Below are 25,019 nucleotides of genomic sequence, written 5' to 3' on the forward strand. Positions count from 1 at the left end.
TCGCGTGTGATTCGCTTCCCGCAGCGCTGCCGGGAATTGCTGCTTATACTTGTGGCAACCAGCAACTGAACATGGGGTGGACCATGGCCAGAAAACTCACCGATCGACAAAAGATCCAGCTCTGGGCCCGGGTACGTGACCGTAATTTCCAGGCCAGCCAGCATCTGGAAGGGTTTACTGCCCCTCTGGTAACACGGGAGAATGAGCGCCAGTGGCAGGAGGCGCTTAATGCCGCCAGGAGGCGTTATGGATGAGATGAACGATACCTTTGGCGATGTCCGCGACCCCTATTTTTGGTCCGGCAGTGAGGTGTTTCGCAACCGGCTGAATATCCGCGAGGCGGCGCGCCTGCAAGAGGCCGAGATTGCATTTACCTCTTTGCGTGCGGCAACCCTTGAGCTGGGCCCGCCCCGGCCCGGGCTTCCCCACTTGTGCCATATTCACCGTCAGCTGTTCCAGGATATTTACGAATGGGCAGGAAAAATCCGCCAGGTTGATATCTACCGTGGCGATACCCGGTTTTGCCACTTTGACTACCTGGAGAAAGAAGGCAACGCGGTGATGCGGGCACTGGAAGACGAAAACTATCTGCTGGGCCTGCCTCTGGAGGTTTTTACCCAGCGGCTGGCGCATTTTTATTGTGAAGTCAATGTATTGCACCCGTTCCGCACCGGTAATGGCCGGGCACAGCGCATCTTCTTTGAACAGTTGGCTATCCATGCCGGGTACAGTCTGGACTGGCGCGGGCTGGCGGTGGTGCCGTGGCGGCAGGCGAACCAGCAAGGGGCGATGGGGGATCTGCAGCCCCTGGAGGCGATATTCAGCAAAGTGGTAAGCGAAGCCGCAGAAACTGAGTAGAATGGCCGGGTTTTGATTATCCTGGAGTGGCCATGTTACTGCTGATTGATAACTATGATTCGTTTACCTGGAACCTGTACCAGTATTTTTGTGAACTGGGCAGTGAGGTGGTGGTCCGGCGTAACGATACCCTGACCCTGGATGACATTGAGCAGATGCAGCCGGAAAAGCTGGTTATCTCCCCGGGGCCCTGTACGCCGACCGACGCCGGGATCTCCCTGGCGGCCATTCGCCAGTTTGCCGGGCAGTTGCCGATTCTCGGGGTGTGCCTTGGCCACCAGGCGATTGCTCAGGCATTCGGCGCCCGTATTGTGCGCGCCGGCCAGGTGATGCACGGCAAAACGTCGCCGGTGACCCACAATAATCAGGGGGTATTTCGCGGGCTGGCTAACCCGCTCACCGTGACCCGCTACCATTCCCTGGTGGTGGCGCCGGGATCATTGCCGGACAGCTTTGAGGTCACCGCCCACAGCGATGACGGGGAAATCATGGGGATTCGCCACCGGGAGTGGGATCTGGAAGGGGTACAATTTCACCCGGAAAGCATCCTCAGTGAGCAGGGCCACGCGCTGCTGGCTAATTTCCTCAGGCGCTGAATTTTTATTGCCATTAAGTGATTTTTTATGCATATTTTGTGATTATCTTTTCATGTCGCATTCCGCATAAAATGGATGGGTTACTAATGGCAACTGAACAATCAGCAATTACCCGCGCTACCTTCGATGACGTTATTCTGCCGATTTATGCACCGGCGGAGTTTATTCCGGTGAAGGGCCAGGGAAGCAGGGTATGGGATCAGGACGGTAAGGAGTATGTCGATTTTGCTGGTGGCATCGCGGTGACCGCACTGGGCCATTGCCATCCGGCACTGGTGGCGTCGCTTATCCAGCAGGGGCAGACCCTGTGGCACACCAGTAACGTTTTTACCAATGAACCGGCACTGCGCCTTGGCAAGAAGCTGATTGATGCCACCTTCGCGGAGCGTGTGGTCTTCCTTAACTCCGGCACTGAAGCCAACGAAACCGCCTTTAAACTGGCGCGCTATTATGCGTCCACCCGCCATAGCCCTTATAAAACCAAAATCATTGCCTTCCATCACGCCTTTCACGGCCGCTCGCTGTTTACGGTGTCCGTCGGCGGCCAGCCGAAGTATTCCGACGGTTTTGGCCCGAAACCGGCGGATATTGTCCATGTGCCGTTTAACGATCTGGCGGCGGTAAAAGCGGTAATTGATGACCACACCTGTGCCATTGTTGTTGAGCCTATTCAGGGGGAAGGCGGGGTGACTGCCGCCACCGGCGAATTTTTACAGGGCCTGCGCGACCTGTGTGATGAGCACCAGGCGCTGCTGGTGTTTGATGAAGTACAGTGCGGTATGGGGCGCTGCGGTGAGCTGTTCGCCTACATGCATTACGGCGTTACCCCGGATATTCTCACCAGCGCCAAGGCCATTGGTGGGGGTTTCCCCATCAGCGCGATGCTGACCACTGAGGATATCGCCTCGGCCTTTCATGTTGGCTCCCACGGCTCGACCTATGGTGGTAACCCGCTGGCCTGCGCGGTGGCGAATGCGGCCTTTGATGTGATTAATACCCCGGAACTGCTCGGCGGTGTGCATCATAAACGCGACCTGTTTGTGAAACAGCTGCGCGAGATAGATGCCCAGTATGACGTGTTCAGTGAGATTCGCGGTATGGGCCTGCTGATTGGCGCAGAGCTGAAACCGTCGTATCGCGGTAAGGCCCGGGACGTCCTCCATGCGGCGGCCAGCGCCGGCGTGATGGTGCTGAATGCCGGCCCGGATGTGGTGCGTTTTGCCCCGGCGCTTAATATCACCGACCAGGATATTCACGATGGGATGGCGCGCTTTGCCGGGGCGGTGGCCCAGGTCGTTAAAGGCTAATTTAGCGGTGCAGGATACGCGTAAGCCACTTGCCGTGATGGGGGCGCTGGCGCCAGGCAACTGACGAAATGGTATGCATCGAGCTCAGGTGCCCCAAAATACGCTGCAGGTGTTGTTCCATGGTGCTTAATGGCCCGCTGGGCAGCATCTGTGGCGACTCCAGAATATTCACATCATTACTCTCCCCCGGCGCGTCATAATCCAGGCGCTGCTGGCAGCGCTGCAGGGCAATTTCACAGGACTCCAGATAACGCCGGGCCAGATCGGGTGTCAGCATGTCATGCTCCCGGGCCAGGGTGGTCATGGCGTTAATATGCTCGACAATAAACTGGCTGTGGGTCACCCACAGTTTCATGTCCGCCAGATAATGGCTGTTAAATCCCGGCTCCTTCATGGCCTGGTTTAGTGAGTTATACAGCGCATTATGGGCCTGGTTCACCTGCATCCGCTGCCAGGCCAGCGGCGTGGGCTGGGGATCGTCGCTGAGGATCAGCCGTAGCGCTTCCTGGTCCTGTTCTAATGCATCATGGGCGTTTTTGCGCAGCAGACCACTTTGCCACTGGGGCCACAGCCAGACCATACCGCCAAAGGCAATCAGGCATCCCAGCAGGGTATCCACCAGGCGCGGTACCAGAAATGCCTCTCCGTTTAGCGAGAGTAATTGCAGGGTATATACCCCGGTAACCGTAAAGTCCACCGTGGCCCAGCCGTAATAATTGCGGGTGATCAAATAGCTGCCAAAGGTGATAATCAGCATGGTGGTCAGGGTCCATGCATTGGGGATGTGGTAATGCAGCGTGAAGCCGGCTATCAGCAAGCCCGCCATGGTGCCCAGTGAACGGTGCAGGATACGCACCCGGGTGGCGCTGTAGCCGCTTTGGGTGACAAACATGATAGTCATCAGGATCCACCAGGGTTTTGGCAGGTGCAGGGCGGCCCCGGCCAGACTGCCAATGGCCAGCATGACCCCCATGCGCAGGGCTGAACGCAGAGCGGACGATGCCGGCGACAGGTAGCTTTTGATTGCCCGTAACAGCGGCAGGCGGCGTTGCTGATCCGCCATCAGATCCCGGGTATAGAGCGGGCGCTGGGTGTGGAGCACCCGGGCAATACGGCTGAAGTGATAATGGCAAAATTGCCCCACCGGGTTATCCGGGTGCTGGCGGGCAATTTTCTCCAGCACGGCGATGGGTTTATCCATGTTAAAGCGGCGCGGATAGCGATGGTAGAGGATATCGTCTGCCAGCACGTTAAGCCGCTCGCTGATGGTGCGGGCGTTCCAGCGGATCACCGCTTCGGCGTGGCTCTGCTCTACCAATTTCTGGACCTCTTCCGGCTGGTGCAGGCTCACGGAAATATGCTCTTGCAGATCCAGCGCCACCTGGAAAATACGCTGCAGCCGCAGATAATCGTGCTGCCCTTTACTGGCCGACAGCATGTGCATTTGCTGGTAGCAGGTGCTGATCAGGTCCACCACCTTTTGCTGGCGGATAAGCAGCGGCGGCAGGGCGGTTTGCGGGTCGGTATGCTGGGTGAGCAGGCTATATTTGGCGTCACAGTATTCCGCCAACTGGCGGTACAACAGGCTCAGGGATTCACGCAGTGGCTGCTCGCGCCATAGCCGAAACCAGGCCCAGTTAAACAGCCCGTACCAGGCGGTACCGCAGAGATACAGCAGCATTGGCTGCCAGACTGGCATATTGCCTGCCAGGCTGAGGGTAAAAATGGCGGCGGTCAGGGCCGCGGGGAACAGCCGGCCATGCAGTGGGCTGATTTCAGCGGTGACGCCCAGTATCAGCGCCAGCCCCAGCAGAATAGCGGCGAGGGGTAGCGCGTGAAACAGTAACAGCTGGACCACCAGACTACTGGCGGCGAACAGCGATGCCCCAATAATCAGGCGTTTAAAAAAGCGCTTATGGGGCGTGTCGAGGCCGGCAAGATTGCAGCAGGCGGGTACCAGGGAGAATAACAGCCCCTGGCGCAGTTCGCCGAGCAATAAACCGATGGCCACGGGCAGGCAGAGCACCAGAGTCTGGCGCAGGGCGTAGTTCACTTCCGGGTGGTAAATCAGCCGCCGCCACATAGCACTGCTCTCTTGCTCCTGGTCTGGTTACTGCGGGTCCTGGGGTAAGGGATGATAATTACGGCAAAGAAAAAGTACAGCAAATAAAAAAGGCGTGCTGGCTGAGCAGCACGCCCTGACGATAGCGGGATTAACGGGTCCCGTATACGACGATGGTTTTGCCGTGGGCGGAGATCAGGTTTTGATCTTCCAGCATTTTCAGAATACGGCCCACAGTTTCGCGGGAGCAACCGACTACCTGACCAATTTCCTGACGGGTGATTTTGATCTGCATCCCGTCCGGATGGGTCATCGCATCCGGCTGTTTAGCCAGATTCAGTAAGGTCTGGGCGATACGGCCGGTAACATCCAGGAAAGCAAGGTTGCCGACTTTTTCTGATGTGACCTGCAGACGGCGCGCCATCTGCGAGGAAAGACGCATCAGAATATCCGGGTTTACCTGAATCAGCTGGCGGAATTTTTTATAAGAAATTTCGGCAACTTCACAGGCACTTTTGGCGCGGACCCAGGCACTACGTTCCTGACCTTCTTCAAACAGGCCCAGTTCGCCAATAAAGTCGCCCTGGTTCAGGTAGGAGAGGATCATCTCTTTGCCTTCTTCGTCCTTGATCAGAACGGCAACGGAACCCTTAACAATGTAATACAGCGTCTCCGCCTTCTCACCCTGATGGATCAGCGTACTCTTCGATGGATACTTATGAATGTGGCAATGGGACAAAAACCATTCGAGAGTCGGGTCGGTTGGCGGTTTGCTAAGCACCATGCGCAATTATCCTCTTGTTATCTTGACGCCAAAGCGCGGCTTTTTGCCGTCTCTGGGTTGCAATCATTAATAATCCCCACCCTGGGGTAACCGGCAGAGGGTCTGCCTCCGTGAACTGTGTTCCCTTCGTATATCCGCGTTGTGCGGTGGGTATTGCTACACATCCCGGTTGTTTTAGCATAGCTTTCCGAAAGTGTCTCCTATTGTCTCGTTTCAGCTTGACCCAGGTCGCCTTCTGTTGCCAGTTTTCTTCCAGGCGCATAATCTTGTAGGAAATATTTTTAGCGGGAGTAATAGAAATGCAAGCAAGAGTTAAATGGATTGAGAATCTGACCTTCCTCGGGGAGTCTGCCTCCGGGCACCAGGTTCTGATGGATGGCAATTCCGGTGACAAAGCGCCAAGCCCGATGGAAATGCTGCTGATGGCCGCCGGTGGGTGCAGCGCGATTGATGTGGTGTCTATCCTGCAAAAAGGCCGCCAGGATGTCAGCGACTGCGAAGTGAAACTGACTTCCGAACGTCGTGAAGAGGCGCCGCGCCTGTTCACCCATATCAATCTGCATTTTGTGGTTACCGGCCACGAACTGAAAGACAGTGCCGTTGCCCGCGCGGTGGATCTCTCTGCTGAGAAATATTGCTCTGTGGCGCTGATGCTGGGCAAAGCGGTGGATATCACCCACTCTTATGAAGTGATTGAGAAATAACCCCCCGATTTTCTCTTTGTGATACTGCCGGGCGGGGCATGTGTGCGATGCCTGCCCGCAGTATCAGCGGATCGCTGGCCGCTGCAGGCCGCCGTCGTCGAAGGTTTTCCCTTCCATAATGCGTTGTACCAGCGGCAGCATGATAAGCTCCATAGCCAGCCCCATTTTGCCCCCCGGCACCACCAGCGTATTGATATGGGAAATAAACGATCCCTGTAGCATTGCCAGCAGCCACGGGTAATCAATATTGTCCAGATTACGGAAGTGGATCACCACCAGGCTTTCGTCCAGGGACGGTATCCCTTTTGCGGCGAAGGGGTTGGAGGTATCCACGGTGGGGACCCGCTGGAAATTTATATGGGTGCGGGAAAATTGTGGCGTGATGTAGTGGATATAGTCTTCCATTGAGCGCACCACCGACTCCATCACCGCTTCCCGGGAGTGGCCGCGCTCGCTGGTGTCGCGGATCAGTTTCTGGATCCATTCGAGGTTAACAATCGGCACCACCCCCACCAGCAGATCCACATGGCGGGCTACGTCGTTGTGTTCGGTGACCACGCCGCCGTGCAGCCCTTCATAAAACAGCACGTCGGTGGGTTCCGGGATCGGTTGCCACGGGGTAAAGGTCCCGGGGATCTGATTCCAGGGTACGGCTTCATCGTAGGTGTGCAGATATTTCCGAAATTTACCGCTGCCGTGCTGGCCATATTCGATAAAGGTCTGCTCCAGCAGGGTGAAGTCGTTGGCTTCCGGCCCGAAGTAGCTAATATGGCGCCCCACATCCCGGGCTTTGCGAATGGCCATGTCCATTTCCGGGCGGGTATAACGATGGAAACTATCCCCTTCAACTTCTGCGGCGCGCAGATTGAGCTGGGAGAAAATTTTTCGGAAGGCCAGACTGGTGGTTGTAGTACCGGCACCGCTGGAACCGGTAACCGCAATAACCGGGTGTTTCGCAGACATATGACAACCGCTCCTGGGTTAGCAGACAACAGGCAATTACGCGCAATGTAGCCTGCAGTATAGCTGGTTGATACCGGTGCCGGGGGGTTATCCCCGGAACTGTGAGCGGGGCATTATATTAATAGTTTCATGCAGTTCTGACCACACCAGCACCGCTTCTCCGCTCTCGAGCTGGCGCCTGACATCGGCGACTTTAGCGGCGAGGGAGCGTTCCTGTTCACCATAATCGGTCCCTTCACGTAATACAAAGGATTCGATCAGGTTTGCCAGGGTTTCGGGATCAATCTGCTGCCAGGGAATTATCATAACGGGTTGTCCAGATAGGTACTTAACCAGGCGGGAATGCGTTTCTCCAGCCACATTTCTGGTTGGTGCCAGCTACCGCTAATAAAGCCGACATGGCCGCCGTGTTCTGTGAGCTGGTATTCAATATTCCCGGGCAGGAAGGCCGGATCGGGGATCACGTGATGGTCCATAAAGGGATCGTCTTTAGCGTGGATCATTAACAATGGCCGGGTGATATTGGGCAGCAACGGCATGGCACTGCACTGGCGATAATAGTCGAGCGCATCGGCAAAACCGTGGATTTTCGAGGTGATCAGATCGTCAAATTCTTTAATGCGCCGCACTTTACGTAACCGCGACAGCGGGATCGGTAAAGAACCTGGGTAGGTTTTCAATTTTCGCGCGGCGTTGGCCTTCAGCAGATTCAGCAAATAGCGCTGATAAAAGCGGGAGAAGCCTTTTTCCATATGGTAGCAGCACTGTTCCAGCATCAGCGGGGCAGAGACGATAACCCCGGCTGTCAGCTTGCAGTCACTGCCCTGGCGCGCCATCAGGCAGGCCAGCATATTGCCCCCCAGGGAATAGCCGACTGCCGCGGTGGGCACCTCGCCGTAACGCTGGGCCATCCAGTCGAGGAAGTAGCTCCCGTCTTCGGTTTCACCAGAATGGTAGATGCGTTCTGCCCGGTTTGGGACGCCGCTGCAACCGCGAAAATGCATGACGACACCCAGCCATCCGGCGCGCTTCGCGGCATTAATTAATCCGTGCGCATAGGGGCTGTGCAGGCTGCCTTCCAGGCCATGAAACACCACCAGGCGTGGTTTATGGCGCGCCTGTTCCGGATCTTCACTCCAGGCGAGATCAATAAAGTCCCCGTCTGGCATATCGAGGCGTTGCCAGTGGGGCCGGAACTGTAAACGGCGGCGCAGCAAGCGGGGCAGCATGGTTTGCAGGTGTGGGTTGCTGAGCCCGGACATGGGCACAAAATCCGCCGTGTTGTCCGAGGGTGTCATATCTATTGGGCAGGTTTTATCCATGTTGGTGATTATATTCTGGAATGAACTTTCTACTATACCGGGTTGTAACGAGCATGTTTATTGAATTGATGTTATTGCCCCCTGGCGTATCGGGCCAGGGGGTATACTGACCTATTCTTGTTGCAGCATCATTTCCAGCTGCTCCTGGGCCTCCAGCCACGCCATTTCACACTCCTCCAGTTCAGACTTCGCCTGCGCCTGGGCTTGCAGACACTCGGTCATTTCTGCCTTGCGGGAAGGATCGTAAATGGCGCTGTCCCCGAGCCGGGTTTCCGCGTCCGCCAGCCGGGTATTCAGTTTCTCCATCTGTTTTTCCAGTTGGGTAATCTTTTTACGCAGTGGCTGGGTCTGGGTGCGCAGCTCCGCGTCCCGGCGTTTTTGGTCCTTACGGGCCTGGGCGCTGTTGGCGTTATCTTTGGGGGCGTCTGTCTCACTGGTGTCTTGCTTCTGGCTGTCGCTCAGCCACTGCTGGTAGTCATCCAGATCGCCATCAAAAGGCTCAACTTTGCCATCATGCACCAGATACAGGTCATCGGTGGTGGAGCGTAATAGGTGTCGATCGTGGGACACCACCACCAGTGCGCCGTCAAAATCAATCAGCGCTTCGGTCAGGGCCTGGCGCATATCCAGATCCAGGTGGTTGGTGGGCTCATCGAGCAGCAGCAGGTTCGGGCGCTGCCAGACGATCAGCGCCAGCACCAGACGCGCTTTTTCGCCGCCGGAGAAGCGGGCAATGGCCTCGCTGACTTTATCTCCCTGGAAGCCGAACCCGCCCAGATAGTCACGCAGTTGCTGTTCCAGTACCCGGGGGGCCAGGCGCACCAGATGCTGGAGCGGAGAGTCGTCCGGGCGTAAATATTCCAGCTGGTGCTGGGCGAAGTAACCCAGCTTGATGCCTTTCGCCAGCCCGATGTCGCCGTGCATGGGCTCCAGCTCACCAGCCAGTAATTTGATAAGGGTGGATTTACCCGCGCCGTTACGACCCAGTAAACCGATGCGGGAGCCCGGGACCAGGTTGAGCTTGATCGAGTCCAGCACGATATGCTGCCCGTATCCCGCGCTGACCTTTTCCATTCTTAATAATGGGTTTGGCAGGCTTTCCGGCGGACGGAACGTGAAGTGAAACGGGTTGTCGACATGGGCCGGGGCAATCAGCTCCATACGCTCCAGCATTTTCACCCGGCTCTGGGCCTGTTTTGCTTTCGAGGCTTTGGCCTTGAAGCGGTCAATAAAGCTTTGTAAGTGCGCGACCTTCTGCTGCTGGCTTTCGTAGGTGGCCTGCTGCTGGGCAAGGCGCGTGGCGCGCTGCTGTTCGAAATCACTGTAGTTACCGGTGTATTCGAACAGGTCTTCCTGCTCAATGTGCAAAATTTTCCCGACGATCGGGTCAAGAAAATCACGATCGTGGGAGATAAGAACCAGGGTGCCGGGGTAACTTTTCAGCCACTTCTCCAGCCAGATAACCGCATCCAAATCCAGGTGGTTAGTTGGTTCATCAAGCAGCAGCAGGTCAGAGCGGCAAATCAGCGCCTGGGCGAGGTTAAGACGCATGCGCCAGCCCCCGGAGAAATCGCTGACCGGCTGCTCCAGTTGTGGATTGCTGAACCCCAGCCCGTGCAGCAGGCTGGCGGCCCGGGCGCGGATAGTCCAGGCGCCGATGGCGTCCAGCTTACCGTGGATGGTGGCTATCTCATGGCCGTCATTGCGTTCGTTGGCCTGGTTGAGCGCCCTTTCCAGCTGACGGTATTCCCGATCCCCGTCAATCACATACTCCAGTGCCGGGACGGCCAGGGCAGGGGTTTCCTGGTTAACCCAGGCGAGTTGCCAGGTTCCAGGGAAGGTCACGCTCCCGCCATCTGCGCTGATTTCGTTCTTCAGCAGAGAGAGTAATGTGGATTTGCCGCAGCCGTTTTTACCCACCAGGCCGACTTTCTGCCCGGGGTTAATGGTAGCGGTGGCATTGTCCAGCAGGACGCGGGTGCCGCGACGAATTTGTAATGAAGAGAAAACAATCATAACGCGCCGTATGTTTAGAGTATGTTAAATTGTCATTATAATCGGGTAACCTGAGGCGGTTGCCGATGCAACGGGCTGCATGGTAGCCCAAAAAACTAACGATTACGACGCCCGGAGGGAGATGATGCCGCAGCCAGCGAAAGTATTGCTGATCTATGCTCATCCGGAAGCACAGGACTCCGTAGCGAACCGCGTACTGCTTCAGCCAGCATATCTGCTGGCCAATGTGACCGTGCATGATCTCTATGCCCAGTACCCGGATTTCTTCATTGATATCGTCCAGGAACAGGACCTGCTGCGGGAGCACGATGTTATCGTCTTTCAGCACCCGCTTTATACCTACAGCTGCCCGGCGCTACTGAAAGAGTGGCTTGATCGGGTGCTGACCCGGGGATTTTCCAGCGGGCCGGGAGGAAACCAACTGGCGGGAAAATACTGGCGCAGTGTCATCACCACCGGGGAACCGGAGGCCGCCTACCGTTATGACGGCCTTAATCGCTATAAGATCAGCGACATTTTACGCCCCTTTGAGCTGACCGCCGCCATGTGCCACATGCACTGGCTGACTCTGATGATTGTCTACTGGGCGCGCCGCCAGTCCCCGGAGGCGCTGGCAACCCACGCCCGGGCTTATGGTGAATGGCTGGCGGCGCCGACGGTACAAGGGGGCGCGAATGGCAGGGTCTGACTGGTTACTGGCCGGGGTGCTGTTTCTGTTCGCCGCCGTGGTGGCGGTGCCTGTGGCGGCGCGTCTCGGTATCGGGGCAGTGCTGGGTTATTTGCTGGCCGGGATTGCCATTGGCCCCTGGGGATTGCGGCTGATCAGCGATGTCGATGAGATCCTGCACTTCTCTGAGCTGGGGGTGGTGTTCCTGATGTTTCTTATTGGTCTGGAGCTCAATCCGGCCAAGCTTTGGCAACTGCGGCGCTCTATTTTTGGGATCGGGGCCGCCCAGGTGCTGGTCAGTGCGGCTATCCTCGCCGGGTTATTGATGGTGACGCAGTTCTCGTGGCAGGCGGCACTGGTGGGCGGTATTGGCCTGGCAATGTCTTCCACTGCGATGGCGCTCCAGCTGATGCGTGATAAGGGAATGAATCGCAGCGAATCTGGCCAGCTTGGGTTTTCGGTGTTGCTGTTTCAGGATCTGGCGGTGATCCCGGCCCTGGCGCTGGTACCGCTGCTCGCCGGCAATGACGATGACCATCTTGATGTCTGGAAAGTCGGTCTCAAGGTGCTGGCCTTTGCCGGAATGTTGCTGGGGGGCCGCTATTTGCTGCGCCCGGTGTTCCGGTTTATTGCCGGCTCCGGGGTGCGGGAAGTGTTTACCGCGGCATCATTATTGCTGGTGCTGGGCTCGGCCTTGTTTATGGATGCTCTCGGGTTCTCTATGGCGCTGGGGACGTTTCTGGCGGGTGTCCTGCTGGCGGAAAGTGAATATCGCCATGAGCTGGAAACCGCCATTGAGCCGTTTAAAGGGCTATTGCTGGGGCTGTTTTTTATCTCGGTGGGGATGGCCCTCAATTTGGGGGTGTTGTACTCCCATCTGCTGTGGGTGATCGCGGCGGTTATTGCGCTGGTGCTGGTGAAGATCCTCGTGCTGTATGTGCTGGGGCGTATTTTTGGGTTGCGCACCTCGGAGCGGCTGCAATTTGCCGGGGTACTTAGTCAGGGCGGGGAGTTCGCGTTTGTGCTGTTCTCGCTGGCCTCTTCCCAGCGGATATTTCAACAGGATCAGACGGCGTTATTGCTGGTGACTGTGACGCTGTCGATGATGACCACCCCGCTGGTGATGCGGTTGATTGATAGGGTACTGGCCCGGCGAGTTAACGCGCCGGATGAGCCGGACGAGAAGCCCTGGGTTAATGATGATCAGCCCCAGGTGATTATTGTCGGGTTCGGGCGTTTTGGTCAGGTGATTGGCCGCCTGCTGATGGCCAATAAGATGCGTATTACCGTACTGGAGCGGGACATCAGTGCGGTAAACCTGATGCGAAGATACGGTTACAAGGTCTATTACGGCGATGCCCGGGAGCTGGAGCTACTGCGCGCGGCCGGTGCGGAGCACGCAAAGTCTATTGTGGTGACCTGCAATGAACCCGAAGACATTATGCAGGTGGTGGAGTTGTGCCAGCAGCATTTCCCGCACCTTGAGATCCTCGCCCGTGCCCGGGGACGTGTTGAAGCGCACGAACTTTTACAAGCCGGTGTGAAACACTTCTCCCGTGAGACCTTCTCCAGTGCCCTGGATCTGGGGCGTAAGACATTAATGAGCCTGGGGATGCACCCGCATCAGGCTCAGCGGGCGCAACTGCACTTCCGGCGCCTGGATATTCGTATGTTGCGGGAACTAATGCCAATTCACAGTGACACCGCGCAAATCTCCCGGGTACGGGAAGCCCGCCGGGAGCTGGAAGAGATCTTCCACCGTGAGATGCAACACGAGCGCCGTCAGCCGGATGGCTGGGATGAGTTTGAATAAAAAAGCCGTAAGAGGTCGTCATGCCAGTACGTAAGCGTTTTATTGCCGGGGCGAAATGCCCCGCTTGCCAGGCCCAGGATACGCTCGCCATGTGGCGGGAAAATAATGTCGATATTGTTGAGTGTGTTAAGTGTGGCCACCAGATGCGTGAAGCCGATAAACAAGTCAAAGAGCATATTCGCAAAGAGGAGTCGGTTATCGGCATTTTTCATCCGGACTAGCGTTATCGGTCTCCTTTTTTTAAGCTATGGGGTACACAGGCGCTGATTTCGGCTACAATCGGCGCCACTTTGTTTCTCACGCTCAGGAGATATCATGAAAGTAGCAAAAGACCTGGTGGTCAGCCTGGCCTATCAGGTACGTACAGAAGATGGTGTATTAGTTGATGAGTCTCCGGTGAGTGCGCCGCTGGACTATCTGCATGGTCACGGTTCCCTGATCTCTGGCCTGGAAAATGCGCTGGAAGGTCATGAAGTTGGTGATAAATTCGACGTTAGCGTTGGCGCAAATGACGCTTACGGTCAGTACGACGAAAATTTAGTGCAGCGTGTGCCGAAAGACGTCTTTATGGGCGTTGACGAGCTGCAGGTGGGTATGCGTTTCCTGGCTGAAACTGACCAGGGTCCGGTACCGGTTGAAATCACTGCCGTTGAAGACGATCACGTTACCGTTGACGGTAACCATATGCTGGCTGGCCAGAACCTGAAATTCAACGTAGAAGTGGTTGCGATTCGTGAAGCTACCGAAGAAGAACTGGCCCACGGCCACGTTCACGGTGAACACGATAATCATCACGAACACGGTGAAGACGGGTGCTGCGGCGGCCACGGTCATGATCATGAACACGGTAAAGGCGGTTGCGGAAACGGCGGCTGCGGTTGCCATTAATCTGCCGCTTGCTGTAATAAAAAAGCCGCGTATTACGCGGCTTTTTTGTGGCTGGCAGATACCGCGGCGGCATCAGTAGTGGGGCGGCGGTGTTTCTTCTGACTGTGAGGCCACCATTGACGGCTGGCTGGCTTTCAGTTTCTCCACCAGAAGGCGCAGGTGCTCGCGGATTTTTGCCAGTTCCAGCTCGTGGGCTGTTACCGTTTGGTTTAGCTCTTCGATTGTAATTTCCTGAAAGGCCAGGCGGCTTTCCAATTCGGCCAGGCGTGTTTCGCTTGACGTATGCTGCATCTTGATGTCTCCGGTGCTGGCTTGTCACCCCGAAATGGGCGCAGGCAGATGCCAATTTTACTGAATTTCTGCATTGTTTACAGGCGTCGGGTCCGTCAGGGAAACTTATTTATGCGAAAAGAGTCTGAAATGAACCTGAATGCGCCACTGACGATTGTGTAGATTTCCTTCGCAACGGTATAGTAGTGCGTTCAACATGTTATTAACCTGGGGCGAGATGCCCCGGCCCTGGAGAAAATGGATGAAATCACTGTTTAAAGTCACGCTGCTGGCGACCACGATGGCCGTGGCCCTTAATGCGCCGGCGGTACTGGCTGCCCCGGCTGCGGCAAAAGATGCTGCCACCACCCAGGACAGCAAAGCGGCATTTAAGAATGACGACCAGAAATCTGCATATGCACTGGGCGCCTCTCTGGGGCGTTATATGGAGAACTCCCTGCAGGAACAGGAAAAACTGGGTATCAAACTGGATAAAAGCCAGCTGATTGCCGGTGTTCAGGACGCCTTTGCCGATAAGAGCAAGCTCTCTGATCAGCAGATTGAACAGACCCTGCAGACCTTCGAAGCGCGGGTGAAAACCGCAGCCCAGGCGAAAATGGAAAAAGACGCCAAAGAGAACGCTGACAAAGGCCAGAAATTCCGTGATGCCTTCGCCAAAGAGAAGGGCGTGAAGAAAACCGCCAGCGGCCTGCTGTATCAGGTAGAGAAAGCCGGTACCGGTGACGCGCCGAAAGATACCGATACCGTGGTCGTGAACTACAAAGGCACACTGATAGACGGTAAAGAGTTTGATAACTCTTACTCCCGCGGTGAGCCGCTGTCTTTCCGTCTTGACGGTGTTATCCCGGGCTGGACTGAAGGCCTGAAAAATATCAAGAAAGGTGGCCAGATCAAACTGGTTATCCCGCCGGATCTGGCTTACGGTAAAACCGGTGTTCCGGGGATCCCGGCTAACTCCACGCTGGTGTTTGACGTTGAGCTGCTGGACATCAAACCGGCGCCTAAAGCTGACGCTAAACCAGAAGCCAAAAGCGCTGCTGAAGCCGGTAAAGCGAAATAATCGTCTTTACGCTGAGAAAACCGCTGCCTTTGGGCGGCGGTTTTTGTTTATTACGCCACATTCTTCTGGCCAGGCCGGCTGTACCGCACCTCCTTGACCTGCCGCACTGCGCAACCTGGTAAACACTCAGTATAATTAATGCTGGAAAACCCATTTGTTGCTGTATTACTTTTATTACTCGCACGTTAATTGAGAGATGAGTCTGCCCTGACAGCGAAAAAACGACAGGCTCTTTAAATAGGGTGGTATTTTTTCATGTCCAGTTCGCTTTTAACCAATGAAACCAGTGAATTAGATTTACTGGATCAGCGTCCATTTGAGCCCTCCGACTTTGATATTCTTAAATCCTACGAGGCTGTGGTGGATGGGTTAGCTATGCTGATTGGTCCCCATTGTGAAATTGTTCTGCATTCGTTGCAGGATCTGAAATGTTCCGCGGTGCGTATCGCCAACGGCGAACACACCGGCCGCAAAATTGGCTCCCCGATTACCGACCTGGCCCTGCGGATGCTGCATGATATGACCGGTGCCGACAGCAGCGTGTCCAAGTGTTATTTCACCCGGGCGAAAAGCGGCGTGCTCATGAAGTCCGTCACTATTGCTATTCGTAACCGGGATCACCGGGTTATCGGCCTGCTGTGCATTAATATGAACCTCGATGTGCCGTTCTCGCAGATAATGAACACCTTTATTCCCCCCGAGACGGAAGATCTGGATGTGCCATCAACTGTGAACTTTGCGTCATCCGTCGAGGATCTGGTGACCCAGACCCTGGAGTTCACCATCGAGGAAGTCAATGCCGATCGCAGCGTGTCCAACAACGCCAAGAATCGCCAGATTGTTCTGAATCTGTATGAGAAAGGGATCTTCGATATCAAAGACGCCATCAACCAGGTGGCCGATCGACTGAACATCTCCAAGCACACGGTATACCTCTATATTCGCCAGTTTAAAAACGGCGACTTCAGCGGGCAGGATAAGTAATGCGTTTTGGTTTACTGGTTACCGGCCCGGCTTATGGTACGCAACAATCCAGCAGTGCGCTGCAGTTCGCCCAGGCATTACTGGCGGAAGGGCACTGCCTGGATAGTGTCTTTTTCTACCGGGAAGGGGTGTACAACGCCAATCAACTGACCAGCCCGGCCAGCGATGAGTTCGATATGGTGCGCGCCTGGCAGCAGTTGCAGGCGCAACACGGCGTGACGCTGAATATTTGTGTGGCGGCGGCGCTGCGCCGGGGCGTCACGGACCAGCAGGAGGCTGAGCGCCTCGGGCTGGGTGGCGCGAATTTGCAGCCGGGTTTTACCCTCAGCGGGTTAGGCGGCCTGGCGGAAGCGGCATTAACGTGTGACCGGATGGTGCAGTTCTGATGAAACGTATCGCTTTTGTCTTTAAAAGTGCTCCACATGGCACCAGTGCTGGCCGGGAAGGGCTGGATGCGCTGTTGGCGACCTCGGCGTTAAGTGATAACCCGGGGGTTTTTTTTATTGGTGATGGCGTGATGCAGTTGCTTGCGGGGCAGCAGCCGGGTGCGATACTGGCCCGGGACTATATCGCCACGTTTAAAGTGCTGCCGCTGTATGACATCGACGATTGCATGGTATGCGAGCCGTCGCTACAGGCGCGGGGGCTGGCGCAGGCGCCGTTAATTCTTGATGCCGAACGGCTGAGTGCGGAGGCGATCCGCGCCCGGCTTGCTGAATTCGATGTCGTTTTCACTTTCTGAAGGTTTCGATTTCTGAAGGTTTCTATGCTGCACACACTTAGCCACTCCCCCGGGGAGTGCGATATGACGACGCTGATGGCGGCACTGAGTCCCGGGGACGATGTGCTGTTGATCCAGAATGGCGTTATCGCGGCGTTGCCCGGCCCTGCCCTTGATTTACTGCTGGCCGCCCCTATCTCTGTGTCGGTGCTCGGTAAGGATCTGGCGGCAAGGGGACTTGCTGCTCAAATTTCGACCGCGGTGAAAAGGGTTAGCTATACTGAATTTGTCAGACTTGCCGCACAACATCGTGCGCAAATGGCCTGGTAAGTGCGGGATTGCTGTATATTTCTTGACACCTTTTCGGCTCAGCCCTAAAATTCTGCGTCCTCATATTGTATGAGGCCGTTTTATTACGTGTTTACGAAGCAAAACCAGGAGCTATTTAATGGCAACAGTTAACCAGCTGGTACGCAAACCACGTGCGCGCAAAGTTGCAAAGAGCAACGTGCCGGCACTGGAAGCATGCCCGCAGAAACGTGGCGTATGTACTCGTGTATATACCACCACTCCTAAAAAACCGAACTCCGCACTGCGTAAAGTTTGCCGTGTTCGTCTGACTAACGGTTTCGAAGTGACTTCCTACATCGGTGGTGAAGGCCACAACCTGCAGGAACACTCCGTTATTCTGATCCGTGGCGGTCGTGTTAAAGACCTGCCAGGTGTTCGTTACCACACCGTACGCGGTGCGCTTGACTGCTCCGGCGTTAAAGACCGTAAGCAAGCTCGCTCCAAATACGGCGTTAAGCGTCCTAAGGCTTAATGGTTCTCCGTTAAGTAAGGCCAAACGTTTTAACTTTAATGTCAAACTAAACTCGTAGAGTTTTGGACAATCCTGAATTAACAACGGAGTATTTCCATGCCACGTCGTCGCGTAATTGGTCAGCGTAAAATTCTGCCGGTTCCGAAGTTCGGATCAGAACTGCTGGCTAAATTCGTCAACATCCTGATGGTAGACGGTAAAAAATCTACTGCAGAAGCAATCGTATACAGCGCGCTGGAGACCCTGGCTCAGCGTTCTGGTAAAACTGAACTGGAAGCTTTTGATATCGCGCTCGAAAACGTGCGTCCGACTGTCGAAGTTAAGTCCCGCCGTGTAGGTGGTTCTACTTACCAGGTTCCAGTTGAAGTCCGTCCGGTTCGTCGTAATGCCCTGGCAATGCGTTGGATCGTAGAAGCTGCTCGTAAACGCGGTGATAAATCCATGGCTCTGCGTCTGGCGAACGAACTTTCTGATGCTGCAGAAAACAAAGGCACTGCAGTTAAGAAACGTGAAGACGTTCACCGTATGGCAGAAGCCAACAAGGCGTTCGCTCACTACCGTTGGTAATCCCTTCGGAGTGTTAGTCACCAGGCGGGCGCTTCAGGTAAGCCGCCCGCTCCTTGGCAACTTAACTTGAACGTCCCAGGAATAGAGGAATCAAATGGCTCGTACAACACCCATTGCACGCTACCGTAATATCGGTATCAGTGCACACATCGACGCCGGTAAAACCACTACTACCGAACGTATTCTGTTCTACACCGGTGTAAACCATAAAATCGGTGAAGTTCATGATGGCGCAGCTACCATGGACTGGATGGAACAGGAACAGGAACGTGGTATCACCATCACGTCCGCTGCGACTACTGCTTTCTGGTCTGGTATGGCCAAACAGTATGAACCGCATCGCATCAACATCATCGACACCCCGGGGCACGTTGACTTCACCATCGAAGTAGAACGTTCCATGCGTGTGCTCGACGGTGCGGTAATGGTTTACTGCGCCGTTGGTGGTGTTCAGCCGCAGTCTGAAACTGTATGGCGTCAGGCTAACAAATACAAAGTTCCACGTATCGCGTTCGTTAACAAAATGGACCGTATGGGTGCGAACTTCCTGAAAGTTGTTGACCAGATCAAAACCCGTCTGGGCGCGACTCCGGTTCCGCTGCAGCTGGCCATTGGTGCTGAAGAACATTTCACCGGTGTTGTTGACCTGGTGAAAATGAAAGCCATCAACTGGAACGAAGAAGACGCTGGCGTTACCTTCGAATACGAAGATATCCCGGCTGACATGGTTGAACTGGCCAACGAATGGCACCAGAACCTGATCGAATCCGCAGCTGAAGCATCTGAAGAGCTGATGGAAAAATACCTGGGCGGTGAAGAGCTGACCGAGGAAGAGATCAAAGGCGCACTGCGTCAGCGCGTTCTGAACAACGAAATCATCCTGGTTACCTGTGGTTCTGCATTTAAGAACAAAGGTGTTCAGGCAATGCTGGATGCGGTAATCGAATATCTGCCGTCTCCGGTAGACGTTCCGGCTATCAAAGGTATCCTGGACGACGGTAAAGATACTCCGGCAGAGCGTCATTCTGACGACAACGAGCCGTTCGCGGCCCTGGCGTTCAAAATCGCTACCGACCCGTTTGTGGGTAACCTGACCTTCTTCCGCGTGTACTCCGGTGTGGTTAACTCTGGTGATACCGTACTGAACTCCGTGAAAGCTGCACGTGAACGTTTCGGTCGTATCGTACAGATGCACGCGAACAAACGTGAAGAGATCAAAGAAGTTCGCGCAGGTGATATCGCTGCGGCGATCGGTCTGAAAGACGTGACCACCGGTGACACCCTGTGTGATCCGGAAAAACCGATCATTCTGGAACGTATGGAATTCCCGGAACCGGTTATCTCCATCGCGGTTGAACCGAAAACCAAAGCTGACCAGGAAAAAATGGGTCTGGCTCTGGGCCGTCTGGCTAAAGAAGACCCGTCTTTCCGCGTATGGACTGACGAAGAATCTAACCAGACCATTATCGCCGGTATGGGTGAGCTGCACCTCGACATCATCGTTGACCGTATGAAACGTGAATTCAACGTTGAAGCGAACGTTGGTAAACCTCAGGTTGCTTACCGCGAAGCGATTCGTGCGAAAGTTACCGATATCGAAGGTAAACACGCGAAACAGTCTGGTGGTCGTGGTCAGTACGGTCATGTTGTTATCGACATGTACCCGCTGGAGCCGGGTTCTAACCCGAAAGGCTACGAATTTATCAACGACATCAAAGGCGGCGTAATCCCTGGCGAATACATCCCTGCTGTTGATAAAGGTATCCAGGAGCAGCTGAAGTCTGGCCCTCTGGCTGGTTACCCGGTAGTTGACCTTGGCGTGCGTCTGCACTTCGGTTCTTACCACGATGTTGACTCCTCTGAACTGGCGTTTAAACTGGCCGCGTCTATTGCCTTTAAAGATGGCTTTAAGAAAGCGAAACCAGTTCTGCTTGAGCCTATCATGAAGGTTGAAGTAGAAAGCCCGGAAGAGAACACTGGTGACGTTATCGGTGACCTTAGCCGTCGTCGTGGTATGCTGAAAGGCCAGGAAACCAACGTAACTGGCGTTATCATTCACGCTGAAGTTCCGTTGTCTGAAATGTTTGGTTATGCAACTCAGCTGCGTTCTCTGACCAAAGGTCGTGCTTCTTACTCCATGGAGTTCCTGAAGTATGATGACGCGCCGAACAACGTTGCTCAGGCCGTAATTGAAGCCCGTGGTAAATAATCCAGGGTTAACACAATGATCCCGCGCTCTCTCCGTAAGGTGAGAGCGTAATAGTAAGGAATATAGCCGTGTCTAAAGAAAAATTTGAACGTACAAAACCGCACGTTAACGTCGGTACTATCGGTCACGTTGACCATGGTAAAACCACTCTGACCGCTGCAATCACCACCGTACTGGCTAAAACCTACGGCGGTGCTGCTCGTGCATTCGACCAGATCGATAACGCGCCGGAAGAAAAAGCACGTGGTATCACCATCAACACTTCTCACGTTGAATACGATACCCCGACCCGCCACTACGCTCACGTAGACTGCCCGGGGCACGCCGACTATGTTAAAAACATGATCACTGGTGCTGCTCAGATGGACGGCGCGATCCTGGTTGTTGCTGCGACTGACGGCCCGATGCCGCAGACCCGTGAACACATCCTGCTGGGTCGCCAGGTAGGCGTTCCGTACATCATCGTGTTCCTGAACAAATGCGACATGGTTGATGACGAAGAGCTGCTGGAACTGGTTGAAATGGAAGTTCGTGAACTTCTGTCTCAGTACGACTTCCCGGGCGACGACACTCCGATCATCCGCGGTTCTGCGCTGAAAGCGCTGGAAGGCGAAGCAGAGTGGGAAGCTAAAATCATCGAACTGGCTGAAACCCTGGATTCTTACATCCCGGAACCAGAACGTGCTATCGACAAGCCGTTCCTGCTGCCTATCGAAGACGTATTCTCCATCTCCGGCCGTGGTACTGTAGTTACCGGTCGTGTAGAACGCGGCATCATCAAAGTGGGTGACGAAGTAGAAATCGTTGGTATCAAAGATACCGCTAAATCTACCTGTACCGGCGTTGAAATGTTCCGCAAACTGCTGGACGAAGGCCGTGCTGGTGAGAACGTTGGTGTTCTGCTGCGCGGTATCAAACGTGAAGAAATCGAACGTGGCCAGGTTCTGGCTAAACCGGGTTCCATCAACCCGCACACCAAGTTCGAATCTGAAGTGTACATCCTGTCCAAAGACGAAGGCGGCCGTCATACTCCGTTCTTCAAAGGCTACCGTCCGCAGTTCTACTTCCGTACTACTGACGTGACTGGTACCATCGAACTGCCGGAAGGTGTTGAGATGGTAATGCCGGGCGACAACATCAAAATGGTTGTTACCCTGATCCACCCGATCGCGATGGACGACGGTCTGCGTTTCGCAATCCGTGAAGGCGGCCGTACTGTAGGTGCGGGCGTTGTTGCTAAAGTTCTGGGCTAATATTTAGCTAATGAACTGAAAAGGGCGCTTCGGCGCCCTTTTGCTTTTTGTGTCGATCACAAATCTTACAAAATAAACCACCATCCTGAGCATTAATCCCCTGGCGCTGCTATTGTAATCATAATTATTCTCATTTACACTTTGGGCGTAATTTAAGCAGGAGTGGCTATGTACGTATGTCTTTGTAATGGTATTAGCGATAAAAAAATTCGCCAGGCCGTTCGTCAATATCATCCCCAGTCTTTCCAGCAATTGCGCAAATTTATTCCGGTAGGAAACCAGTGCGGCAAGTGCGTCCGCGCCGTGCGTGAGCTGATGCAGGAAGAGCTAACCGCGATACCTGAATATCAGGAGATTGCCTGACAGCACGTCTTTACTTTGACATCCCCGTCCGCGCATCTACGCTTCAATAAGTGGAAGCGGAGGTCTATATAATGAAAGGTGATGTTAAGATTATAAATTATCTCAATAAATTATTGGGAAACGAGCTTGTCGCAATCAACCAGTATTTCCTTCATGCCCGGATGTTTAAAAATTGGGGGTTATTGCGCCTCAATGAGGTGGAATACCACGAATCCATTGATGAGATGAAACACGCGGATAAATATATTGAGCGTATTTTATTTCTGGAGGGTATCCCCAATTTGCAGGACCTGGGTAAGCTGCATATCGGCGAAGATGTTGAAGAAATGCTGCAGTCAGATCTGAAACTGGAAATGGAAGGCGCAAAAGATTTGCGTGAGGCCATTGCCTATGCCGATAGCGTGCATGATTATGTCAGCCGCGATATGCTTATCGGTATTCTGTCGGAAGAAGAACACCATATCGACTGGCTGGAAACGGAACTGGATCTGATCGGTAAGATTGGGCTGCAAAATTACCTGCAAACCCAGATCAAAGAGCAAAGCTAAGCGCGACGCAGGCTGTTCTTGTGCTGAATGTAAACCCGCTGCGGCGGGTTTTGTTGTTTCTGGCCAGTGGCAAGAAAAGGGCAGGGGACGGCACATTTATTGCGTTTACCAGTGACTATTTTTCACCCGTCACTTGCTTCATTCGTGGATTTACGTATAATGCGCGGGCTTGTCTAATTCGACGAGCAGGTTCGAAAGAGCCACGGCAGAATGTTTGCCATAACAACGCTCCCAATTGGGGGGCAACGTAAGAACGATTACACTCTCCCATCAATCGTAATGGGTACGAGGAGTAATCATTTCGTCTATAAATAATTGGAGCTCTGGTCTCATGCAGAACCAAAGAATCCGTATCCGCCTGAAAGCGTTTGATCATCGTCTGATCGATCAATCAACTGCGGAAATCGTCGAGGCTGCTAAGCGCACTGGTGCGCAAGTCCGTGGTCCGATCCCGCTGCCGACCCGCAAAGAGCGCTTTACCGTTCTGATCTCTCCGCACGTCAACAAAGATGCGCGTGATCAGTACGAAATCCGCACTCATAAGCGTCTGGTTGACATCGTTGAGCCAACCGAGAAAACCGTTGATGCTCTGATGCGTCTGGATCTGGCTGCCGGTGTAGACGTGCAGATCAGCCTGGGTTAATCAGGTCATCGAGCGATTGAGAGGTTGAAACAATGATTGGTTTAGTCGGTAAAAAAGTGGGTATGACCCGCGTCTTCACCGAAGAAGGCGTATCTATCCCAGTAACCGTTATCGAAGTTGAAGCAAACCGCGTTACTCAGATCAAAGATCTGGCTAGCGACGGCTACCGTGCAGTTCAGGTTACTACCGGTGCTAAAAAAGCTAACCGTGTAACCAAGCCGGAAGCTGGTCACTTCGCTAAAGCTGGCGTTGAAGCTGGCCGCGGCCTGTGGGAATTCCGTCTTGCAGAAGGCGAAGAATACACCGTAGGTCAGGACATTAGCGTTGAGCTGTTTGCTGAAGTTAAAAAAGTTGACGTAACCGGTACCTCTAAAGGTAAAGGTTTCGCCGGTACCGTTAAGCGCTGGAACTTCCGTACCCAGGACGCTACTCACGGTAACTCCTTGTCTCACCGCGTTCCGGGTTCTATCGGTCAGAACCAGACTCCGGGCAAAGTGTTCAAAGGCAAGAAAATGGCAGGTCAACTGGGTAACGAACGCGTAACTGTTCAGAGCCTGGATGTAGTACGTGTTGACGCTGAGCGCAACCTGCTGCTGGTTAAAGGTGCGGTCCCGGGTGCAACCGGTAGCGACCTGATTGTTAAACCGGCTGTGAAGGCGTAAGGGGATAGCAATGGAATTAGTACTGAAAGACGCGCAGAGCGCGCTGACTGTTTCCGAAACTACCTTCGGTCGTGATTTCAACGAAGCGCTGGTTCACCAGGTTGTTGTTGCTTATGCAGCAGGTGCCCGTCAGGGTACTCGTGCGCAGAAAACTCGTGCTGAAGTAACTGGCTCCGGTAAAAAACCGTGGCGCCAGAAAGGCACTGGTCGTGCACGTTCTGGTTCTATTAAGAGCCCGATCTGGCGTTCTGGTGGCGTAACCTTCGCTGCACGTCCGCAGGATCACAGTCAAAAAGTTAACAAAAAGATGTACCGTGGGGCGCTGAAAAGCATCCTGTCTGAACTGGTACGTCAGGATCGTCTGATCGTTGTCGAGCAGTTCTCTGTTGAAGCGCCTAAAACTAAGCTGCTGGCACAGAAACTGAAAGACATGGCTCTGGAAGATGTGCTGATCATCACCGGTGAACTGGATGAAAATCTGTTCCTGGCTGCACGCAACCTGCACAAGGTTGACGTACGTGATGCTACAGGTATCGACCCGGTTAGCCTGATCGCCTTCGACAAAGTCGTAATGACTGCTGATGCAGTTAAGCAAGTTGAGGAGATGCTGGCATGATCCGTGAAGAACGTCTGCTGAAAGTGCTGCGCGCGCCGCACGTATCTGAAAAAGCATCTACCGCGATGGAAAAAACTAACACCATCGTTCTCAAAGTTGCTAAAGACGCGACCAAAGCAGAGATCGTTGCTGCTGTACAGAAGCTGTTCGAAGTAGAAGTTAAAGACGTAAACACCCTGGTTGTTAAAGGGAAAGTTAAACGTCATGGACAGCGTGTTGGTCGTCGTAGCGACTGGAAAAAAGCTTACGTCACCCTGAAAGAAGGCCAGAATCTGGACTTCATCGGCGGCGCAGAGTAA

31 protein-coding genes are annotated in these 25,019 nt (G+C 54.3%); 24 read left to right on the forward strand and 7 right to left on the reverse strand.

The window, feature by feature from the left end; all coding sequences use genetic code 11:
* The first annotated feature begins 83 nt into the window (after positions 1-83).
* The 4 genes from F9C28_RS08790 (at position 84) to argD (ending at position 2,761) form a co-directional block, all read left to right on the forward strand.
* On the forward strand, positions 84-254 hold the full coding sequence (locus F9C28_RS08790; protein WP_199014855.1) for a YhfG family protein: 171 nt from the start codon (positions 84-86) through the stop codon (positions 252-254).
* A gap of 1 nt (position 255) precedes the next feature.
* Complete coding sequence (locus F9C28_RS08795) at positions 256-858, forward strand: putative adenosine monophosphate-protein transferase Fic (RefSeq protein WP_199014911.1); 603 nt, start codon at positions 256-258, stop codon at positions 856-858.
* 32 nt (positions 859-890) lie between these two features.
* On the forward strand, positions 891-1,454 hold the full coding sequence (gene pabA / locus F9C28_RS08800; RefSeq protein WP_199014856.1) for an aminodeoxychorismate synthase component 2: 564 nt from the start codon (positions 891-893) through the stop codon (positions 1,452-1,454).
* 86 nt (positions 1,455-1,540) lie between these two features.
* Positions 1,541-2,761, forward strand: a complete 1,221-nt coding sequence (argD, locus tag F9C28_RS08805; protein ID WP_199014857.1) for a bifunctional acetylornithine/succinyldiaminopimelate transaminase — start codon at positions 1,541-1,543, stop codon at positions 2,759-2,761.
* Between the two features lies 1 nt (position 2,762).
* On the opposite strand, the gene F9C28_RS08810 is transcribed toward argD, so the two are convergent.
* Together F9C28_RS08810 and crp are read right to left on the reverse strand one after the other, a co-directional pair.
* The gene (locus F9C28_RS08810) at positions 2,763-4,844 is read right to left on the reverse strand and encodes a YccS/YhfK family putative transporter (RefSeq protein WP_199014858.1); all 2,082 of its coding nucleotides are present in this window, start codon (positions 4,842-4,844) and stop codon (positions 2,763-2,765) included.
* 130 nt (positions 4,845-4,974) lie between these two features.
* On the reverse strand, positions 4,975-5,607 hold the full coding sequence (gene crp / locus F9C28_RS08815) for a cAMP-activated global transcriptional regulator CRP (protein ID WP_199014859.1): 633 nt from the start codon (positions 5,605-5,607) through the stop codon (positions 4,975-4,977).
* A 299-nt stretch (positions 5,608-5,906) separates the two neighbouring features.
* On the opposite strand from crp, the gene F9C28_RS08820 reads away from it, so the two are divergent.
* Positions 5,907-6,311 carry an OsmC family protein gene (locus F9C28_RS08820; protein WP_199014860.1) on the forward strand — a complete coding sequence of 135 codons (405 nt, stop codon included), beginning with the start codon at positions 5,907-5,909 and terminating at the stop codon, positions 6,309-6,311.
* A gap of 63 nt (positions 6,312-6,374) precedes the next feature.
* On the opposite strand, the gene F9C28_RS08825 is transcribed toward F9C28_RS08820, so the two are convergent.
* The 4 genes from F9C28_RS08825 to F9C28_RS08840 form a co-directional block, all read right to left on the reverse strand.
* Positions 6,375-7,274, reverse strand: a complete 900-nt coding sequence (locus F9C28_RS08825; protein ID WP_199014861.1) for a phosphoribulokinase — start codon at positions 7,272-7,274, stop codon at positions 6,375-6,377.
* A gap of 87 nt (positions 7,275-7,361) precedes the next feature.
* A complete protein-coding gene (locus tag F9C28_RS08830) occupies positions 7,362-7,580 on the reverse strand; it encodes a YheU family protein (protein ID WP_199014862.1) in 219 nt (72 codons plus the stop codon).
* The gene (locus F9C28_RS08835) at positions 7,577-8,596 is read right to left on the reverse strand and encodes a hydrolase (RefSeq protein ID WP_199014863.1); all 1,020 of its coding nucleotides are present in this window, start codon (positions 8,594-8,596) and stop codon (positions 7,577-7,579) included. Before F9C28_RS08835 ends, F9C28_RS08830 begins: the two co-directional genes overlap by 4 nt.
* Positions 8,597-8,707: 111 nt before the next feature.
* Positions 8,708-10,612: an ABC transporter ATP-binding protein gene (locus tag F9C28_RS08840; protein ID WP_199014864.1), complete on the reverse strand. Its 1,905-nt coding sequence runs from the start codon at positions 10,610-10,612 to the stop codon at positions 8,708-8,710.
* Positions 10,613-10,733: 121 nt separating this feature from the next.
* On the opposite strand from F9C28_RS08840, the gene kefG reads away from it, so the two are divergent.
* The 4 genes from kefG to slyD all read left to right on the forward strand — a co-directional run bounded on the left by kefG (position 10,734) and on the right by slyD (position 13,980).
* Positions 10,734-11,300, forward strand: a complete 567-nt coding sequence (gene kefG / locus F9C28_RS08845) for a glutathione-regulated potassium-efflux system ancillary protein KefG (RefSeq protein ID WP_199014865.1) — start codon at positions 10,734-10,736, stop codon at positions 11,298-11,300.
* Positions 11,287-13,092, forward strand: coding sequence for a glutathione-regulated potassium-efflux system protein KefB (gene kefB, locus F9C28_RS08850; protein ID WP_199014866.1), 1,806 nt, complete (start codon positions 11,287-11,289; stop codon positions 13,090-13,092). Before kefG ends, kefB begins: the two co-directional genes overlap by 14 nt.
* A 20-nt stretch (positions 13,093-13,112) precedes the next feature.
* Positions 13,113-13,313 carry a YheV family putative zinc ribbon protein gene (locus tag F9C28_RS08855; RefSeq protein ID WP_199014867.1) on the forward strand — a complete coding sequence of 67 codons (201 nt, stop codon included), beginning with the start codon at positions 13,113-13,115 and terminating at the stop codon, positions 13,311-13,313.
* A gap of 94 nt (positions 13,314-13,407) precedes the next feature.
* Positions 13,408-13,980 carry a peptidylprolyl isomerase gene (gene slyD, locus F9C28_RS08860; protein ID WP_199014868.1) on the forward strand — a complete coding sequence of 191 codons (573 nt, stop codon included), beginning with the start codon at positions 13,408-13,410 and terminating at the stop codon, positions 13,978-13,980.
* 72 nt (positions 13,981-14,052) lie between these two features.
* Here slyD and F9C28_RS08865 read toward each other — a convergent pair whose 3' ends face one another.
* Complete coding sequence (locus F9C28_RS08865; protein WP_199014869.1) at positions 14,053-14,271, reverse strand: protein SlyX; 219 nt, start codon at positions 14,269-14,271, stop codon at positions 14,053-14,055.
* 241 nt (positions 14,272-14,512) lie between these two features.
* Between F9C28_RS08865 and fkpA the strand changes: the two genes are divergently transcribed.
* The 15 genes from fkpA (at position 14,513) to rplW (ending at position 25,019) form a co-directional block, all read left to right on the forward strand.
* The gene (fkpA, locus tag F9C28_RS08870; RefSeq protein WP_199014870.1) at positions 14,513-15,331 is read left to right on the forward strand and encodes an FKBP-type peptidyl-prolyl cis-trans isomerase; all 819 of its coding nucleotides are present in this window, start codon (positions 14,513-14,515) and stop codon (positions 15,329-15,331) included.
* A 255-nt stretch (positions 15,332-15,586) separates the two neighbouring features.
* Positions 15,587-16,315: a helix-turn-helix transcriptional regulator gene (locus F9C28_RS08875; RefSeq protein ID WP_199014871.1), complete on the forward strand. Its 729-nt coding sequence runs from the start codon at positions 15,587-15,589 to the stop codon at positions 16,313-16,315.
* The gene (gene tusD, locus F9C28_RS08880) at positions 16,315-16,701 is read left to right on the forward strand and encodes a sulfurtransferase complex subunit TusD (protein WP_199014872.1); all 387 of its coding nucleotides are present in this window, start codon (positions 16,315-16,317) and stop codon (positions 16,699-16,701) included. The genes F9C28_RS08875 and tusD overlap by 1 nt, the downstream gene beginning before the upstream one ends.
* Complete coding sequence (gene tusC / locus F9C28_RS08885) at positions 16,701-17,057, forward strand: sulfurtransferase complex subunit TusC (protein ID WP_199014873.1); 357 nt, start codon at positions 16,701-16,703, stop codon at positions 17,055-17,057. The genes tusD and tusC overlap by 1 nt, the downstream gene beginning before the upstream one ends.
* A 24-nt stretch (positions 17,058-17,081) precedes the next feature.
* Positions 17,082-17,366, forward strand: coding sequence for a sulfurtransferase complex subunit TusB (gene tusB / locus F9C28_RS08890; RefSeq protein ID WP_199014874.1), 285 nt, complete (start codon positions 17,082-17,084; stop codon positions 17,364-17,366).
* Positions 17,367-17,484: 118 nt separating this feature from the next.
* A complete protein-coding gene (rpsL, locus tag F9C28_RS08895) occupies positions 17,485-17,859 on the forward strand; it encodes a 30S ribosomal protein S12 (RefSeq protein ID WP_000246815.1) in 375 nt (124 codons plus the stop codon).
* 96 nt (positions 17,860-17,955) lie between these two features.
* Positions 17,956-18,426 (forward strand): 30S ribosomal protein S7, encoded by a 471-nt coding sequence (gene rpsG, locus F9C28_RS08900; protein ID WP_199014875.1) that lies wholly within the window; start codon positions 17,956-17,958, stop codon positions 18,424-18,426.
* 94 nt (positions 18,427-18,520) lie between these two features.
* Positions 18,521-20,635 carry an elongation factor G gene (gene fusA / locus F9C28_RS08905; protein WP_199014876.1) on the forward strand — a complete coding sequence of 705 codons (2,115 nt, stop codon included), beginning with the start codon at positions 18,521-18,523 and terminating at the stop codon, positions 20,633-20,635.
* Positions 20,636-20,703: 68 nt separating this feature from the next.
* Complete coding sequence (gene tuf / locus F9C28_RS08910) at positions 20,704-21,888, forward strand: elongation factor Tu (protein ID WP_199014877.1); 1,185 nt, start codon at positions 20,704-20,706, stop codon at positions 21,886-21,888.
* 168 nt (positions 21,889-22,056) lie between these two features.
* Entirely contained in the window at positions 22,057-22,251 is a 195-nt protein-coding gene (gene bfd, locus F9C28_RS08915) for a bacterioferritin-associated ferredoxin (protein ID WP_199014878.1), read from the forward strand.
* Between the two features lie 71 nt (positions 22,252-22,322).
* Complete coding sequence (gene bfr / locus F9C28_RS08920) at positions 22,323-22,799, forward strand: bacterioferritin (protein ID WP_199014879.1); 477 nt, start codon at positions 22,323-22,325, stop codon at positions 22,797-22,799.
* A 331-nt stretch (positions 22,800-23,130) separates the two neighbouring features.
* Positions 23,131-23,442 carry a 30S ribosomal protein S10 gene (rpsJ, locus tag F9C28_RS08925; RefSeq protein WP_199014880.1) on the forward strand — a complete coding sequence of 104 codons (312 nt, stop codon included), beginning with the start codon at positions 23,131-23,133 and terminating at the stop codon, positions 23,440-23,442.
* A 32-nt stretch (positions 23,443-23,474) separates the two neighbouring features.
* Entirely contained in the window at positions 23,475-24,104 is a 630-nt protein-coding gene (rplC, locus tag F9C28_RS08930; RefSeq protein ID WP_199014881.1) for a 50S ribosomal protein L3, read from the forward strand.
* A gap of 10 nt (positions 24,105-24,114) precedes the next feature.
* Complete coding sequence (gene rplD, locus F9C28_RS08935; RefSeq protein WP_007369811.1) at positions 24,115-24,720, forward strand: 50S ribosomal protein L4; 606 nt, start codon at positions 24,115-24,117, stop codon at positions 24,718-24,720.
* A complete protein-coding gene (rplW, locus tag F9C28_RS08940) occupies positions 24,717-25,019 on the forward strand; it encodes a 50S ribosomal protein L23 (protein ID WP_002445388.1) in 303 nt (100 codons plus the stop codon). The genes rplD and rplW overlap by 4 nt, the downstream gene beginning before the upstream one ends.

The organism is Shimwellia pseudoproteus (assembly GCF_016415625.1).
In the GTDB taxonomy this organism is placed as follows: Bacteria; Pseudomonadota; Gammaproteobacteria; order Enterobacterales; family Enterobacteriaceae; genus Shimwellia; species Shimwellia pseudoproteus.